1 pseudogene is annotated in these 326 nt (G+C 74.5%); it reads left to right on the forward strand.

What is annotated here, in order from left to right:
• Nucleotides 1-326: pseudogene (locus ACLBX8_RS31755) on the forward strand (MFS transporter); the annotation flags it as partial.

The raw sequence follows: 326 nt of genomic DNA on the forward strand, positions 1-326 counted from the left end.
GCCCTGCAGGCGCTGCTCCCGACCCTGGTGCCCGGGCCGCTCTTCGGCTCGGCGATCGCGTGGAACGCGTCCCTCTGGCAGAGCGCCTCGGTGATGGGGCCGGCGCTCGGCGGGTTCCTCTACGCCCTCGGACCCGCCGTCGTGTTCGGTGGGGCAGGGGGCAGCTTCGCCCTGGCCAGCGCCCTGACCCTGCTGATCCGCTACCGGCCGGCGGCGGGGAGCGAGCGGCCGCCGATCACCTGGGCGGCGCTCTCGGCCGGGATCGACTACATCCGCTCCCAGCCGGTGGTGCTCGGGGCGATCAGCCTCGACCTGTTCACGGTGCT

It is taken from the genome of Methylobacterium sp. D48H, from assembly GCF_053345715.1.